The organism is Pseudoalteromonas sp. SG43-6, assembly GCF_014164365.1.
GTDB classification, from domain to species: domain Bacteria; phylum Pseudomonadota; class Gammaproteobacteria; order Enterobacterales; family Alteromonadaceae; genus Pseudoalteromonas; species Pseudoalteromonas rhizosphaerae.
Window position 1 is genome coordinate 62439 of sequence record NZ_JACJEZ010000023.1, and the last position, 15504, is coordinate 77942.

Annotated in this window: 19 protein-coding genes and 1 pseudogene; 16 read left to right on the forward strand and 4 right to left on the reverse strand. The window is 40.7% G+C overall.

Annotated elements, in window-relative coordinates:
- Positions 1–239: 239 nt before the first annotated feature.
- The 5 genes from H5201_RS11640 (at position 240) to H5201_RS11660 (ending at position 6320) form a co-directional block, all read left to right on the forward strand.
- The gene (locus H5201_RS11640) at positions 240–1619 is read left to right on the forward strand and encodes an MATE family efflux transporter (RefSeq protein ID WP_145240731.1); all 1380 of its coding nucleotides are present in this window, start codon (positions 240–242) and stop codon (positions 1617–1619) included.
- Complete coding sequence (uvrB, locus tag H5201_RS11645; RefSeq protein WP_145240732.1) at positions 1616–3616, forward strand: excinuclease ABC subunit UvrB; 2001 nt, start codon at positions 1616–1618, stop codon at positions 3614–3616. Before H5201_RS11640 ends, uvrB begins: the two co-directional genes overlap by 4 nt.
- Entirely contained in the window at positions 3609–4538 is a 930-nt protein-coding gene (locus H5201_RS11650; protein ID WP_182784630.1) for a class I SAM-dependent methyltransferase, read from the forward strand. The genes uvrB and H5201_RS11650 overlap by 8 nt, the downstream gene beginning before the upstream one ends.
- A 6-nt stretch (positions 4539–4544) precedes the next feature.
- Positions 4545–5213 (forward strand): tRNA (adenine(22)-N(1))-methyltransferase TrmK, encoded by a 669-nt coding sequence (locus tag H5201_RS11655; RefSeq protein ID WP_145240737.1) that lies wholly within the window; start codon positions 4545–4547, stop codon positions 5211–5213.
- A gap of 87 nt (positions 5214–5300) precedes the next feature.
- Entirely contained in the window at positions 5301–6320 is a 1020-nt protein-coding gene (locus H5201_RS11660) for a hypothetical protein (RefSeq protein ID WP_182719350.1), read from the forward strand.
- 11 nt (positions 6321–6331) lie between these two features.
- Here the strand turns inward: H5201_RS11660 and H5201_RS11665 are convergent, their stop codons facing one another.
- Positions 6332–6574 carry a hypothetical protein gene (locus tag H5201_RS11665; protein ID WP_182784631.1) on the reverse strand — a complete coding sequence of 81 codons (243 nt, stop codon included), beginning with the start codon at positions 6572–6574 and terminating at the stop codon, positions 6332–6334.
- A 181-nt stretch (positions 6575–6755) separates the two neighbouring features.
- On the opposite strand from H5201_RS11665, the gene H5201_RS11670 reads away from it, so the two are divergent.
- On the forward strand, positions 6756–7205 hold the full coding sequence (locus H5201_RS11670) for an isoprenylcysteine carboxylmethyltransferase family protein (RefSeq protein WP_182784632.1): 450 nt from the start codon (positions 6756–6758) through the stop codon (positions 7203–7205).
- 57 nt (positions 7206–7262) lie between these two features.
- Here the strand turns inward: H5201_RS11670 and queC are convergent, their stop codons facing one another.
- Positions 7263–7943: a 7-cyano-7-deazaguanine synthase QueC gene (gene queC / locus H5201_RS11675; protein ID WP_257326361.1), complete on the reverse strand. Its 681-nt coding sequence runs from the start codon at positions 7941–7943 to the stop codon at positions 7263–7265.
- Positions 7944–8070: 127 nt separating this feature from the next.
- Between queC and queE the strand changes: the two genes are divergently transcribed.
- Entirely contained in the window at positions 8071–8736 is a 666-nt protein-coding gene (gene queE / locus H5201_RS11680; RefSeq protein ID WP_145240771.1) for a 7-carboxy-7-deazaguanine synthase QueE, read from the forward strand.
- A 168-nt stretch (positions 8737–8904) separates the two neighbouring features.
- Positions 8905–9648, forward strand: a complete 744-nt coding sequence (locus tag H5201_RS11685; RefSeq protein ID WP_182719352.1) for a class I SAM-dependent methyltransferase — start codon at positions 8905–8907, stop codon at positions 9646–9648.
- Positions 9649–9928: 280 nt separating this feature from the next.
- Here the strand turns inward: H5201_RS11685 and H5201_RS11690 are convergent.
- Positions 9929–10887 (reverse strand): annotated as a pseudogene (locus H5201_RS11690) (integron integrase).
- A 247-nt stretch (positions 10888–11134) separates the two neighbouring features.
- Here H5201_RS11690 and H5201_RS11695 point away from each other — a divergent pair.
- From H5201_RS11695 to H5201_RS23185, 8 genes are all read left to right on the forward strand, one after another.
- Positions 11135–11410, forward strand: coding sequence for a CPCC family cysteine-rich protein (locus H5201_RS11695; RefSeq protein ID WP_182740223.1), 276 nt, complete (start codon positions 11135–11137; stop codon positions 11408–11410).
- 124 nt (positions 11411–11534) lie between these two features.
- Entirely contained in the window at positions 11535–11840 is a 306-nt protein-coding gene (locus H5201_RS11700) for a hypothetical protein (protein ID WP_182735900.1), read from the forward strand.
- A gap of 113 nt (positions 11841–11953) precedes the next feature.
- The gene (locus H5201_RS11705) at positions 11954–12499 is read left to right on the forward strand and encodes a hypothetical protein (RefSeq protein ID WP_182740224.1); all 546 of its coding nucleotides are present in this window, start codon (positions 11954–11956) and stop codon (positions 12497–12499) included.
- Between the two features lie 24 nt (positions 12500–12523).
- Positions 12524–12928, forward strand: a complete 405-nt coding sequence (locus tag H5201_RS11710; RefSeq protein WP_182740225.1) for a hypothetical protein — start codon at positions 12524–12526, stop codon at positions 12926–12928.
- Positions 12929–13032: 104 nt separating this feature from the next.
- Positions 13033–13320 carry a hypothetical protein gene (locus H5201_RS11715; protein WP_182740226.1) on the forward strand — a complete coding sequence of 96 codons (288 nt, stop codon included), beginning with the start codon at positions 13033–13035 and terminating at the stop codon, positions 13318–13320.
- 135 nt (positions 13321–13455) lie between these two features.
- Positions 13456–13992 (forward strand): hypothetical protein, encoded by a 537-nt coding sequence (locus H5201_RS11720; protein WP_182740227.1) that lies wholly within the window; start codon positions 13456–13458, stop codon positions 13990–13992.
- A gap of 217 nt (positions 13993–14209) precedes the next feature.
- Entirely contained in the window at positions 14210–15004 is a 795-nt protein-coding gene (locus H5201_RS11725; RefSeq protein WP_259399685.1) for a transposase, read from the forward strand.
- 24 nt (positions 15005–15028) lie between these two features.
- A complete protein-coding gene (locus tag H5201_RS23185) occupies positions 15029–15403 on the forward strand; it encodes a hypothetical protein (RefSeq protein ID WP_259399686.1) in 375 nt (124 codons plus the stop codon).
- A 5-nt stretch (positions 15404–15408) separates the two neighbouring features.
- Here the strand turns inward: H5201_RS23185 and H5201_RS23565 are convergent.
- Positions 15409–15504 (reverse strand): IS3 family transposase (locus H5201_RS23565; RefSeq protein ID WP_404936146.1); only part of this gene is annotated, 96 nt, incomplete at its 5' end.

Consider the following 15504-nt stretch of genomic DNA (forward strand, 5'->3'; position numbering starts at 1 on the left):
TTTGTGTAAAAATGCAGCACCAGTCGCGATGTTTTTGTGATAAAGGTTATAAAAATGTATTTTTATTGTTTTTAGTAGAGGTTCGAAGTGAAATCGTCGCTAAACACGTAAAAAGAACACTTTTCTATGGTTTTTTAGGCGTTTTTGTAATCAATTTATAATCACTTGATAAATGCGTGGCTTGAAAAGCCCTGATGCTTTAAAATACCACGCTTAATAAAAGAGGTTTATTTATTCCCATGCGCGCAACTTTGCAGAGCAACTCAGCTCCCGATTTATTAAACGATCCAATAGTACCGACCTTGAAGAAAATGACTGTGCCGATGATTTTCGGCATGATCACGTTAATGATGTTCAATATTGTCGATACATTTTTTATTAGCTTATTGGGAACTGAGCCATTAGCTGCTGTCAGTTTTACTTTTCCGGTAACCTTTACCGTGATCAGCCTAGCTATTGGTTTGGGTATCGGTACGTCAGCGGTTATTGCCAAGGCATTGGGTAGTAATAATATTGAAGAAGCACGCTTTGATGCCAGCATCGCATTATTAATTGCAGTGGTGATGGTGGTATGTTTATCGCTATTTGGTTATCTGTTTATTTCCCCGATATTTAAATTGCTGGGAGCAGGGGAGCAAGTGTTGCCGCTGATCCATGAGTATATGAGTGTGTGGTTTTTAGGCAGTGTATTTCTAATTACCCCTATGGTTGGTAACTCAGTGTTACGTGCCAGCGGTGACACCAAAACACCTAGCATAGTGATGGGTGGAGCGGGGCTTATCAATGCCGTACTCGACCCAGTATTGATTTTTGGCTTTGGGCCAATTCCTGCATTTGGCATTAAAGGCGCTGCGATTGCCAGCGTCATCGCATGGTCGGTAGCCGTTGTCATTATTTTATATTTGCTAGCAGTAAAAAAAGGCTTGCTGAGCCTAAATGCAAATAACCAAACCCCATTAAGCTCTATTCGAAAAATTCTTAAAATTGGTTTGCCAGCAGCAGGTGCAAATATGTTAACACCAGTTGCAATGGCGGTGATGATTGCCATGGTTGCTCATCATGGACCTGAGGCTGTTGCTGCTTTTGGCGTAGGCAGTCGTATTGAATCAATTGCCAGTTTGGTGGTGTTAGCTTTATCGATGACGTTACCGCCGTTTATTAGTCAAAACTTTGGTGCTGGTAAACTTAACCGTGTTAAAGAGGCGTACACCACAACATTAAAATTTGTGATGATTTGGCAGTTTATTATTTATTTACTGCTCATTGCATTTTCAGGAGTGATCAGTGAGTTGTTTGGTAAAGAGCAGATGGTTATCGATGTGATCAAATTATTTATTTTTACCTTGCCGTTAAGTTACGGTTTGCAAGGGATAATTATTTTGTCTAATTCATCGTTCAATGCCTTACACAAACCAATGAATGCATTAATTCTAAGTGTGATCCGATTATTTATTTTTTATATTCCATTTGCTTATGTCGGTAATTTATATGCCGGTTTACCAGGCTTGCTGATCGGCGCAGCGCTGGGTAATTTATTTACTGCAATAATAGCTTATAAATGGTTTATCAAAGAGCTGAATATGATCAGTAACCAAGCTGTACAGGAGTGCCAAGCATGAGCGACCATTTTCAACTGGTATCTAAATTTAAACCTGCGGGGGATCAACCCACCGCGATTGCGCAGTTATGTGAAGGGTTAGAAGCCGGACTTGCTCATCAAACATTATTAGGGGCAACAGGTACTGGTAAAACATTTACCATGGCTAATATTATCAATGATTTGAATCGCCCAACGATCATTATGGCGCATAATAAAACCTTAGCAGCGCAGTTATATGGCGAAATGAAAGAGTTTTTTCCGCACAACGCGGTTGAATATTTTGTTTCGTATTATGATTACTATCAGCCAGAAGCGTATGTTGTTGCAAGCGATACCTTTATTGAAAAAGATGCCTCGATAAACGAACACATAGAGCAGATGCGCCTAAGTGCTACCAAAGCGCTATTAGAGCGTAGGGATACAATTATAGTGGCATCAGTATCAGCCATATATGGTTTGGGCGATCCAAAATCATACATGAAGATGATGCTGTTGTTAAAAGTGGGCGAAAAAGTTGATCAACGCGATATGCTGCGCCGACTAGCTGAAATTCAATATACGCGAAATGATATTGATTTTAGCCGCGGTACGTATCGGGTTCGCGGTGAAGTTGTGGATATATTCCCTGCTGAGTCAGACACTTTTGCAGTGCGTGTAGAAATGTTTGATGACGAAATAGAACGGCTAAGTATTTTTGACCCGCTTACCGGCGCGGTTGAAAAACACATAGTCCGCGCAACTATCTATCCTAAAACGCACTATGTGACACCCAGAGATAAAATTCTTGATGCGGTTGAGCATATTAAAGCTGAATTAAAAGACCGTCGTGCGCAGTTACTCAGTGCTAATAAACTGGTCGAAGAGCAACGCGTGGCACAACGTACACAATACGATATTGAAATGATGACCGAGCTTGGTTATTGCTCTGGCATCGAAAACTACAGCCGATATTTATCTGGTCGCACGCCGGGCGATCCACCGCCAACCTTGCTTGATTATCTTCCTGAAGATGCGTTAATGATTATTGACGAATCTCACGTTACGGTATCGCAAATCGGCGCTATGTATAAAGGCGATCGTAGCCGTAAAGAAAATCTCGTGGAATACGGTTTTCGTATGCCGTCGGCGATGGATAACCGGCCACTGCGCTTTGAAGAATTTGAAGCCATAGCACCGCAAACAATTTATGTATCAGCAACCCCGGGTGATTTTGAACTTGAACGTTGTGGAGATGATATTGCCGAGCAGGTTATTCGCCCCACAGGATTACTCGATCCACAAATTGAAGTACGCCCAGTGGCAACTCAAGTTGATGACTTATTGTCAGAGATATATAAACGCGTAGCAATTGATGAACGCGTGCTAGTAACCACACTTACTAAGCGCATGGCTGAAGATTTAACGGATTACTTATCTGAACATGATGTAAAAGTGCGTTACTTGCATTCGGATATCGATACCGTTGAACGGGTCGAAATTATTCGTGATTTTCGCGCTGGGGTGTTTGATGTGTTAGTGGGTATTAACTTACTGCGTGAAGGTTTAGATATGCCAGAAGTATCGCTAGTTGCAATACTCGATGCTGATAAAGAGGGCTTTTTACGTTCAGCTCGCGCATTAATTCAAACCATTGGTCGTGCGGCTCGTCACTTAAATGGTCGGGCAATTTTATACGGTGATCGAGTCACTAAATCAATGGCCAAAGCTATTGATGAAACTCAGCGTCGCCGCGATATTCAACACGCTTACAATATTAAGCATGGCCTTGAACCACAAGCCTTATTGAAGAAAATTACTGACATTATGGATGTTGGTGAGCGAGCCGGCCCACAAGATAATTTACAGCTGATCCGAAAACAAAGTAAGCAAGTGCTCAGTGCAAAAGAGATCGCAGTGCAAATTAAGCAACTCGAAACCAAAATGCATGCATACGCAAGTGATTTAGAATTTGAAAAAGCCGCATCCGTTCGTGATGAAATCCATGAATTACAACAACAGTTAATTAAAAATGCATAATTTTACGCCCCTTATTACAGCACTTGAAAGTGCGCCCTTAGCAGACAATGAACTTTGTCGTGTGTTTCATGGCCGCGGTCACACTACCGAGCATTTGAGTCATCTAAATATCGACTTTTACCCGCCGTGTTTATTTTTAGTGTCGTACGACGAAGTTGACTCACAAACGCTAACGCAATTAAGTGAGCAGCTTTGGCAATGGGCACAACAACACGCTAAAGAATTAATCACCTCGTTGGTATTTCAACAACGCGCCGGACAACAAACTGAAAATAAACTGTTATTTGGTCAACTACCGAGCCCGCATAGTGTTAAAGAAGGTGAGTGTGAGTTTTTAGTGGATTTAATGAGCCGTCAAAATACCGGTATATTCCCGGATATGCGCCGTGGTCGGGAGTTTGTTCAAGCTCATAGTAAACACGCTAAAGTATTGAATTTATTTTCATATACCTGTGGGTTTTCGGTTGCTGCAATGCGTGGCGGTGCCGATAGTGTGATCAACATGGATATGAATAAAGGGGTACTGCGCACCGGTAAGCAAAATCATCAACTTAATGGCTTTGACCGCAGTGTGAGCTTTTTACCGCACGATATATTAAAGTCGTTTGGTAAACTTAAAAAGGCTGGCCCTTTTGATTTAATTATTGTTGATCCGCCAAGCTTTCAAAAAGGCAGTTTCATTTTAACTAAAGATTATCAAAAAGTGCTGCGCCGCTTACCTGAACTGCTCAATGAGCATACTCAATTGCTGTTATGTGCTAACAGTCCAGAGCTAAGTGAAGCGTCATTTAAAGCGCTGATAGACGAACACACTCAAGGTGCGATTGAATTTGTAGAGCGCCTAGCGCCGACCCATGGTTTTGTTGATGTTGATAGCGACCGTAGCTTAAAAGCATTGATCTATAAAACGGCTCAAGTTTAGCTTTAAATGAAACTAAGTAGCCGCCTCAGTGCAATCGATTCGTTGATCTGCGCGCCGTATGATGTAATTTGGGACTGTTGTTGTGACCACGGTTTGCTTGGTATGGCGCTTTTAAAGCGGGCAGCCGCCAAGCAAATAAACTTTGTTGATATAGTGCCTACGTTAATGGACGAGCTTGAACACACGCTTACGCGTTTTAGTGATCAGCAAGCAGCTTGCCAATGGCAAGTATTATGTCAGGATGTAGCTACAATTGAGCTGCAGCCATCAGCCAAACAGCTGATCATTATCGCCGGAGTCGGTGGAGAATTACTGCTGAGGCTAGTACAAAAAATGGTTGCTAATTGCCCTGAAAAGCTTCGTGAACAACTCAGTTTTATTGTTTGTCCTGTGCATCATACCTATACCTTACGACAAGGTTTACAGGCGTTAGGTTTAGGACTTATCAAAGAACAACTGGTGCAAGAAAACAACCGTTTTTACGAAGTGATACAGCTAAGTTTTACCAGTAATACTGCGTTGAGTGTTACTGGCAGTCAGATGTGGGACAATGCTGAGCAAATGCACGAATTGTATCTGCAACAATTAGTTGCGCACTATACTCGGATGTTGAACAAAGACCGTACATATTTTCAACATGTGCTCGATGATTATCAAAAAATATCGCTAAATTAAACGCAGCACTGTGATCTATCGACTAGCGTTACAGCGTAAATAACTCATCTTCAGCGCTTTGTGTTAGCGAGTTTACTTGGTTTAGTTATGTCAGATAAAAATAACCACTTTACATCAGTCAAATATACTCATAATGAGCTGCTATATAATTGTGAGCAGCCAATTGCTTATGCACCCATCGTGCAATTGAGTAACGCGAGCTGGGTAGTGCCGCAACATTTTTTACGTTATCAACATACCCTCGAAAGCGTGAACGAAACCCTTGATAAAATTGAGTTTTCAACTCACTTTCGGGTGCTCGCCGCAAAACAGAATGAGCAAATTTATTTACAAGTGGCCATTCTTAGTCCAGATAATTATCGCAGCACCAAGGCAAAAAAGTTATTATTTGGCCGGCGCTGGTTTGTGGAAGAAAACTTACCTACCTCGGAATTGATCCAAACCGCTTTTTTAGCGTTAAAAATAGCCCGTGAACACGAAGTAAGAGAACTATTTCAACTCAATAGTGAGCAGGGCAGCAGCACGCCGTTTAATAACCATCATGATTTACCTTTATTAGCACAAAACCCGCAATTAACCATGGCTGCTGATCATCAACCGCAAAGTGTCATAAAGTTACTTGCTAGATGTTTATTTGCTGGAGCCGCACTGACTTTAATTGCACAACAAAAAATTGCCGATGAGCACATACTTTACACTCTGCGACTCAATTGTACTGACTGTCAGTTAAGCGAATTTAACGCAAAAACAGTGATTTTTTTAGCCGCAGATACATCTGCAAATGCTTTTTTGCATGGCTTGATGACCGCGTTGGTAGCGATCAGTAATGATTATGTAAATGAGCAATTTAAATATGCAGGTTTTGCGCGCTTTAGTAAAAACGTTAATGTAGAGCAAATCGGGGCATTGAGTATTGTTTTGCGTTCGCAGCATGCGTTGCAATTATGCGAACTTGGCAAACAACATGCCGATCAATTAAATTTTGAAATTGACAGCTCTCGTGCTCCACAAGGATGCGGGCAAGTGATCTGTGGGTTTTTAGCCGCTCATGGAATTGAGCAGCCAGAAAACGCGCATTTATATCCAGATTACTTGCAAGCGCTTTAAACGCGGCAAATTTACAGTTTATTGATTTCTTGTTTTACGCTGTAACTAGGATCAGTCACGATAGCTTCTAATGTTTGTACACGCTCTTTTAACGCAAGCATTTCAGCAGTAACAGCAGCAATTTGATTATTCGACTCTTTGTTATCGGTGAGTGTACGGTGTTTAAACTCTAAATGTTTTTTATACATATCGTACATTACCCCAAACCCAACAGAGATAAATACGCTCATGACTACCATAGTAGTTCCTGACATGCTGTATTCCTTATTATTTTATATAGTGTGTAAAGTATAACCAGAATGCGCAAATGATGAAGCTGACAATTGTAACTTTATTTGTATCAACATGACCCTCTGCGGTATATTCATCAGTGATACAGTGTGATGAGTGTTTAATTGCAGCATTAACTAATTTTAACAACGACAGTGAGTTACTATGCTAAATAATAAAATTCCTCCGATTATTATAGTGCTTTTTTTTACTGTGCTGATGGCGGTAATTGCCCACTACAGTGTGATTGACTTCACCACATTTATTTTTTATGTTGCGGTTATTTTACTCACCACAGGCTGTATTTTTTGTATTGCTGGGGTGGTTAGTTTTCGCTTAGCAAAAACCACTGTAAACCCAAGTAAACCAGATCAAGCGTCAGCACTGGTTACCACGGGTGTGTACAAAATTTCACGTAATCCAATGTATGTTGGTTTTGCTTTTATACTGGCAGGTTGGGGAGTGTGGTTAACATCACTGTGGGCGTTATTGTGTGTGCTGGGCTTTATTTGTTACTTAACTTGGTTTCAAATTATTCCAGAGGAGCGGGCTCTATTAAAAATATTTGGTCAAGGGTACAGCGATTACAAGTCTCGGGTAAAACGTTGGCTGTAAACTTATCTCAGTTAATAATAAAAAGGCTATCGCGATGATAGCCTTTTTTAATGTGGGTTATTCGTACTCGATTGGATCGGTAATGTTATTAAGGCTAAATGCCTCTAAGCGCTCTTGGCAGGCACCACATTTACCACAGGCTTTTTCACGGCCATTATAGCAAGTCCACGTTTGGCTGTAGTCCAAGCCCATTTTTAAACCATCAGTAAGAATGTCAATTTTGGTGTCATTTAAATACGGGCTGAAAATTTCCACGGCGTCGTAGTTAGCAATACGACATAAATCATCCATCTTTTGCACAAATTCAGGACGGCAATCAGGGTAAATAGCATGATCCCCAGAGTGAGCACCGTAATACACTTGGCTTGCTTTGAGTGATACAGCGTAACCCACAGCCAGTGACAGCAAAATCATGTTGCGATTAGGCACTATGGTGCTTTTCATGTTTTCGGCTTCGTAGTGGCCTTCTGGGACATCAATATCATCAGTTAACGATGAGCCACCAATTAACTGATTGATCGCAGAAATATCAACTATCTTATGCGGTACGCCAAGCTTTTCACACACACTGGCTGCAACTTTAAGCTCTTTTACATGACGCTGACCATAGTCAAATGACAGGGCATATACCTCGCGGCCTTGCTGCAGGGCTTTATTTAATACGGTAAATGAATCCATACCGCCGGAGTAAATCACAACTACTTTTTGCGTCATAACTGTTTTGCTCTTAGTTTTAATAGAGGTTTATATCAGGGCGCGATATACTACACGGCTGGGGCATAAATAACAATTTCCGACCGTGTTTTTTGATTTTTTAAACTATGTTTATGCTCGTAATTAATGCCAAGTAGTGAGTGAGACTCTTTTGTACAAAATTAATGAAATATTTGAAACCATTCAAGGCGAAGCGAGCTTTACCGGCACGCCTTCAATATTTTTACGTTTACAAGGCTGCCCCGTAGGTTGCGCTTGGTGTGACACTAAGCAAACGTGGGAAGTTGATAATGTGTATAAAGTATCACTGGACGACACGGTTGAGAAAAAGGCTGATTCAGATCACTGGGCGGACGCATCAGCTGAGCAAATATTTAACTTGTTTGTCGATCGTGCTTATCGTGCCAAGCATGTAGTGATCACCGGCGGTGAGCCATGCATGTACGACTTAAACCCGGTGTGCGAATTACTTCATGCTAACGGCTACAGCACACAAATAGAAACCAGCGGCACTTTTGAGATTTTAGCCCCAGCACAAACGTGGGTGACGGTATCACCGAAAATTAATATGCGTGGCGGCTACGACGTACTTACTTCAGCCATGCAACGCGCCGATGAAATAAAACACCCAATCGCGATGCAAAAACACGTTGTAGAGCTTGAAGAGTTATTTGCAAAAACAGGCGTTACCCCCAAGCTTGTTTACCTGCAACCAATTAGCCAAAAAGTCTCTGCAACTAAGTTGGCAATTGAAACCTGTATTGAAAAAAACTGGCGCTTATCAGTGCAAGTACATAAGTATTTAGGGATAAACTAAAGTAAAGCTCAGTGGTAAGCTTTAAGTAATTTGCCATTTAAATTGAACGTTGGGTTGAGTAAAACAAAACCCAACAAACCTCTTACTTTCATATCTGCTTCGTTAATGGTGATAATTAGTTTATTATGCCCGGCTTAACGTACCCTCCTACAAATAATTAGGCCTAATATGTCCGCGAACGCTCTATACACAGACCTTTCTGATTACTATGACTTAATGTGCGCAGATATAGATTATCAAGCCCAAAGTTATTTTATTCATAGGCTACAGCAAATATTTGGTAATAAGGGAAATACGCATCTTGATTTAGCGTGCGGCACGGGCCCACATGTTCGTCATTTTATTGATTATGGTTATCAAAGTAGTGGGCTTGATATAAATCAACCCATGCTAGATAGAGCAACCATTCGTTGCCCAGAAGCGCAATTTTCATTGCAGAATATGAGTGAGTTTGTGATCCCTGAGCAAGTTGATTTAATTACCTGCTTTTTGTATTCAATCCATTACTGCGATGGCATTAATAAATTAACAGACTGTATTAAAAGCGTACACCATGCACTAAAAGCCGGTGGTATATTTTGCTTTAACGTTGTTGATAAAAATCACATCGATAACGATTCATTTGTAGAGCATAGCGCTGAAAACGCGGGCAGCCTATTCACATTCCGCTCTGGTTGGAATTACAGTGGCAGTGGCGAAAAACAGTCATTAAAGCTCAGTATAAATAAAGCAACAGCAGACGAAACATTCATATGGCACGACGAGCACCCAATGGTCGCTGTTAGTTTTGCCCAGTTAAAAGAAGCCCTAAAACCTTATTTTGAAATACATGTGTTTGAACATGACTACGAAAAAATAACCCCATGGGGTGAAAGCTCTGGCAATGCCGTTTTTGTGTGCGTAAAAATTTAAATTAGAAAGTTAAGACAATGATTCACAAAAAGATTAAGGGTTAAGAGACGCTGCGTTTTAGAAAAATTCATATAAAGCAAGGAGCTTACAAATAAGCATTGTCCTGTTGAGTGACTCGCTCGTGAGACTGATCAGGCAGCTGATATATATCCCTAGCTAAACCATCAGGGAGTGCTCTGCGGTCTATTTTTTTACCCTTCTAACAGCAGCAATTCCACATAAGATTATTATCGGGTTTTTTGTATTCCCCAAACGCGATATTCCAATAGATAATAAGAACCTAAAGTAGCTGCGACAACGGGCTTTTTACGCCACTGGCACCACTTTTAAGTACATGCGTATAAATTTGCGTGGTGCGAACATCGCTATGGCCGAGTTGTTCTTGCACGGTGCGTATGTCTGCACCGGATTCAAGTAAGTGGGTAGCGAACGAGTGCCGTAGTGTATGGCAGGTAACATTTTTTTGAATTTTTGCCAGCTTTGCTGCCAGCTTAATTGCTTTACGAACCGTTGTTTCATCAATATGGTGGCGTCGCAGCTTTTTACTTTCTGGGTCCATGCTTAACTTGGCAGAAGGAAACAAATATTGCCAGCTCATTTCATAAGGAGCCGCTGGGTATTTTCTAGCTAGTGCATTCGCAAGCCAGACACCGGCATAGTCTGTTGCTTGTTTGTCTCGTTGCCAGTAGTCATTTACCAAGTGACTTTGGCTGCGCAACAACGGCAGTAGTTCGGGTGCTAATGTTACTCTGCGGTTTTTATTGCCTTTGCCCTGCCAAATCATTAATGAGACATAGTCATAATCGACATCTTTTACCCGTAGCCTTACAGCTTCCATTAAACGTAGACCACTACCGTAAAGTAACTGAGCGATAAGTTTATACTTTGGATCCATTGCCAATAATAAACGCTGCATTTCTTCACGGGTCAGTACTACAGGTAATTTAGGTGGCACGAGTGATTTATTAAAATTCATCTCAAGTGATAACGGCCGCTGAATAATATGACGGTATAAAAATACTAAAGCATTTAAAGCCGTTGCCTGAGTTTTCATTGCAACATTACACTGATTACTTAAATAAGATAAGAATTGCTCAACCTCCGACTCTGCCAATTGCGCTGGATGTTTTTTAGCATGGTATAAAATTTTATCCAATATTGGTAAGTGTCTATAGTGCGTTTGGCATAACGACGCGTTGTCATAAAGTCACGGATGGATTCTAAAAATACAGAAGCCATGATCTGCTCCAGTTGTTGCTGTATATATAAACAGTAGTTGTGTTTGGTTTTATTTTCAACAACTCGCGGGATTATTTCTTGTATTTTACAACAACAAAAAAACAACAAATATAAATCCCTTGATTTACATTTAGATACGGAGTTAGACTGAAAGTATTAAAAAACTCAAAGGATTTTCTGTCTGCAACTTGTGGGTTTAGATCCTTTGAATAAGCTGTTATATTTTTACTGACACGGTTATTAAATTATGAGTAAGCAGAATAATCCAACTGTTGATTGTCCTTGCTGTGGTTACATCACCTTAAAATATGGTGGTTGCGGTGAAATTTGTGAGGTATGTTTCTGGGAATACGATTCAGAAATTGACTCCAGAGTAACTATTCCATCAGTTTGTAATCATGGAATGACGTTGAACGAAGCTAAAGAAAATTTTGAATTATTTGGGGCTACTAAAGAAGAATTTATTAAACATGTAGTACCATTCGAAGCTAGAAAATTGTATCAGCATATAAACAAAATATAACAAAGCTAATTAAAATCGACGCAAAACACTCCGCTTTCATTGTGTTTCGCTTCGCGAAGTATACACAATGAAAGCTCCGCGTTATTGCGCGGTTTATTAGAGCGTTAGTGTTCATGGAGGAAATATGAAAGTCCAGATAAAATCTTTCTCATCGCACCAAACTAGTAAAGTTATTGCTTTAGCGTTCGCACTATTCACAATTCCTTTTTCCATAATGGGAGTCATTGGTTTTTTCGTCGCTCCAGAAATGAAAACAAGCACTGGAGAAAGCATTCCTAATTTTCCGTTTTTAATTTTTGCATTAGCACCATTACTATACGGTTTTATGTTTTACATAATGAATAGACTCATGTGTTTCGGGTACAATTTTATTGCAAAGCGTGTCGGTGGCATTGAGTTTGAAACGGTTGAATCTGACAATGAACACTAACAAAACAATAAACATCATTCGCTTCGCTCATTGGGAAAAAGCCTCGCTGCAACTTCGTTGCAAAGCGCTCGGTTTTTCCCGTTATTGTAAGCGTTATACGCAAAGGGAGCATCATGCTTAAGAATTTGATTGTTAGTCTGGCCTTAGTAATTCCATTATTTGCTATGGCCGAAGAAAATCAACCTGAATTTGAGATTTCCTGCCAAGATGGCCCTAAGGAAATGATCACGGAGGTTCCGAAGCTTGTTCAATCACTAGCAAGTGTTAAATGCACGATTTACGGTCAAATCTTGACTGGTGCTGAAAGCGTCCTTTGGAATTATCCAGGTGGCTTTGCCCCAGTAATAATTCCAGCCCAAATGGTTCGAGCCCAGCCAAAAAAAGTAAACAATGAATTTCACTTCACTTCTGTTGCAGCAAAGAAACTAAGCCAAAAAGAAGCCGCTGAAATGTATAAAAGCTTTGGCCAAGGCTTCGATGAAATGCCAAAAGAAGCGCCGGAAACTATTGAGATCGTCGCCACTAATCAGAAAGGTGTAACTCAAAAGGTTTATTTTTTTCAGTTAGCGCCAGAAAGTATGTGGGGGTTTGCCTGTCAGCCAACATGTAAGCCAGAAATGGCATTTATGGTAATGAAGTTTGAGCAACCTAAGTCGTAAGCGTATAACAAGCAAAGGCAGCGGATGCTACGCACCGCTGCTTTGAGCGTTAGCAGTCAATCAAGTATGAATATTGAAATAGAAAATTACTGGGAATTGTTGGCTTTACATAAGTCCTTAATGGCAGTTAAATTTGATCAAAATTCATGTTTACGTGAGGCACAAGGGTCGCCATATACGGGGAGCTTGGCATTTAAAGTATTTGCTCAGTTAGTGGCTGCGAGCAACGAACAACAAGCAGCGAATTGGATAAAGTGGCAAGAGGCTGACTATTCACGCATAGAGACGCAGCTTCTACAAAAGCATATAAAAGAATCCGAGTGGTGGGCAGACTCAGATCAAAGTCAAAAAGAAAAGTATGTTCGTGATTTTATGGCCCCTCTAATTCTTAATGAGCAGATATTCAATGAAATCACCAAAAACTGCTAACAAAACAATCAACCGGACTCCGCTAAGCGTGGTTCGCTTTGCTCACAATACCACGCTTAGCTCCGCTCGGTTATTGTGGCGTTATATCGCAAGGACGATTTAGCTTGGTAAAAAAAGTTTCACTCTTAATTCAAACCGCATCACTTTTAACGATGCTGTTCATGCTTTTTTTGGATATTGAGTTCTACTCTTTGCTCAGCGTCTACTGTTTTTTAGTTATTTGGTGTATTGATAAAGTAGCTCTCTTCTCACTTAAAGAAGAATTTGGAATTGCCAATCAACTAAAAATTAAAGCTGACGCGCCACCAGCTGTAAGGATTGCAGGGGTAAGCTTCGTATCTGTTATTCTAGTGTTCAGCCTCAAAGAGCTTTTGGAGCATGTTGCAATATAACAAACAAATTATGGCACTCGCTGTCGCTCGCTGGGACGCAAACACGTGCGCGGCTTCGCCATTATTGCACACGTGTTTGCGCCCCATATTTGGAAGTTAGCACTATCAGCAAAATGCGAGTTCAGTAGGAGTGGTATGAACGAAATTTTATTGTGGGCAAATTTAGCTGTCCTTCTCGGTTTAGTGGCATTTGGTAAACTTTACTTCCCGAGTTACTTAAAAGAGAAAGCAAAAAACTTAGCTAAAAAAGAAGATCTTGTTGAAATTACGGATAAGGTTGAAGCTGTAAAGAATACTTATGCGTCTGAAGTTGAGTTGCTGAAAGAGAGTATTAATTCTCGCTCTGATGCTCTATCGAAGAAACGTGAGGTATATAACCGTTTTATCCAAAGCATGGGGCTTTTCATTAACGGGCGAGAAGTGACAACTGAACAACAGCAGACATTTTTAGATTGTTATGCTCAGTTGTGGCTGTGGGCTCCCGATTCAGTGTTGATAAAAGTTAATGTTTTTATCGAACAGCAAATGGCACTAGCGTCAGGGCGAGCTCAGCCACAGGTAGCGATAAAACAAACCTATACTGAATGCGTCCTTGCTCTTCGTAAAGATTGTAGCATGGGGGACGCAATGCCAAAAGATAGTTATAGGTTCGTCTTCTTTGGTGAGAAATAGTGCTAACAAGTGCTTTAAATGGAACAAAAACAGTTGGTTAGGTTCCGCTTCGCTCCACATTATAACCAATGATTTTTGTCCGCTTAAGCGGGCGTTGAGGCTGTAGAATTACTCTTTTTAGGAACTGATTCTACGCATTTGGCTTGATTGTTTTTTAACCTTGAATCCATTTGGTTACTGTGATCTAATAGATATTATTCACCCACGGTAAATTGTTATGGCCAACTACAAGCCTGATTTATCCTGCCAAAATAAATTCATTCCAATCAATTTTGCTGAGCAAATATTGCCAGGTACATTTGAGTATGCGCTTTGTTATATTGTCGAAAATAAACTCGATTTATCGGGCTTTGATGCGTGGTATCACAATGATAAAACGGGTGCTGCTGCGTATCCTCCTTCAGTGATGCTAAAGATTATTTTACTTGGTTACGCACATGGTTTGGTTAGTAGCCGCCGTATTGCTAAGGCGTGTGAGACGAATATTTTGTTCATGAGTGTGTCGGGTGATATTCAACCTCATTACACATCGATAGCGGGATTCGTGGCCAAAATGCACGAACAGATTGAACCGCTGTTTACGCAAGTACTGATGATATGCGACGAAGAAGGCTTGATAGGGCGTAACATGTTTGCCATTGATGGATGCAAATTGAAATCGAATGCGAGTAAAGAATGGAGCGGCACATTCGATGAGCTAGGGCGTAAAAAAGCAAAACTAGAACGCGCGAGTAAACGTATTATCGAACGTCACCAATCACAAGATAGCCTGAGCGAAGAGTTGATAACACAGGATTTAAAGCAAAAAGAAAAGCTGGATAAAAGTGCAGATAAAATCACGGAGTTCTTAGCGACCCACGAGGAAAAAACGGGCAGCAAAGGCAAGCCCATTAAAAGTAATATTACCGACCCCGATAGCGCGAAAATGACCACGTCAAAAGGTACAATCCAAGGCTACAACGGGATTGCGATAAATGACGATAAACATCAAATACTTGCTTTGGGTAAATAACGGCAAGCACAGGCATGGGGTTCAGTGGGCGAGCAGCAAACCCTGCAGCCAGCGGTTAAGCAATTAAAACAACAGTTAGATAAACTGAGCACAGATGAATCCTCAGATAAACACGCCATCAAATTCACCGCAGACAGTGGGTTTAACAGCGAAGCAAACCTTGAATACATGGCGAAAAGTGGCTTTGATACTTACATTGCGGATAACCAATTTAGAAAACGAAATCCGCTGTTTAAAGAAAGTGAAACTTATGAGACAGAGCAAGAAAAGCGCCGACTAAAACGCAGTAAAGGCAAGCCACGGTTATTTACTTCAGAGGACTTCCATTATGATGAGACGACACAAACCTGCCGCTGTCCCGCAGGCAATGAAATGTGTAATGGTCAACAAATTCTGTAGAGATTCTAAGCGGCATTTTTTAATTCATTATATTTCTGATGTGGCGTCATATAATTAAGCGTAGAATGCCTACGTTTGTAATTGTAAAACTGAATATAATT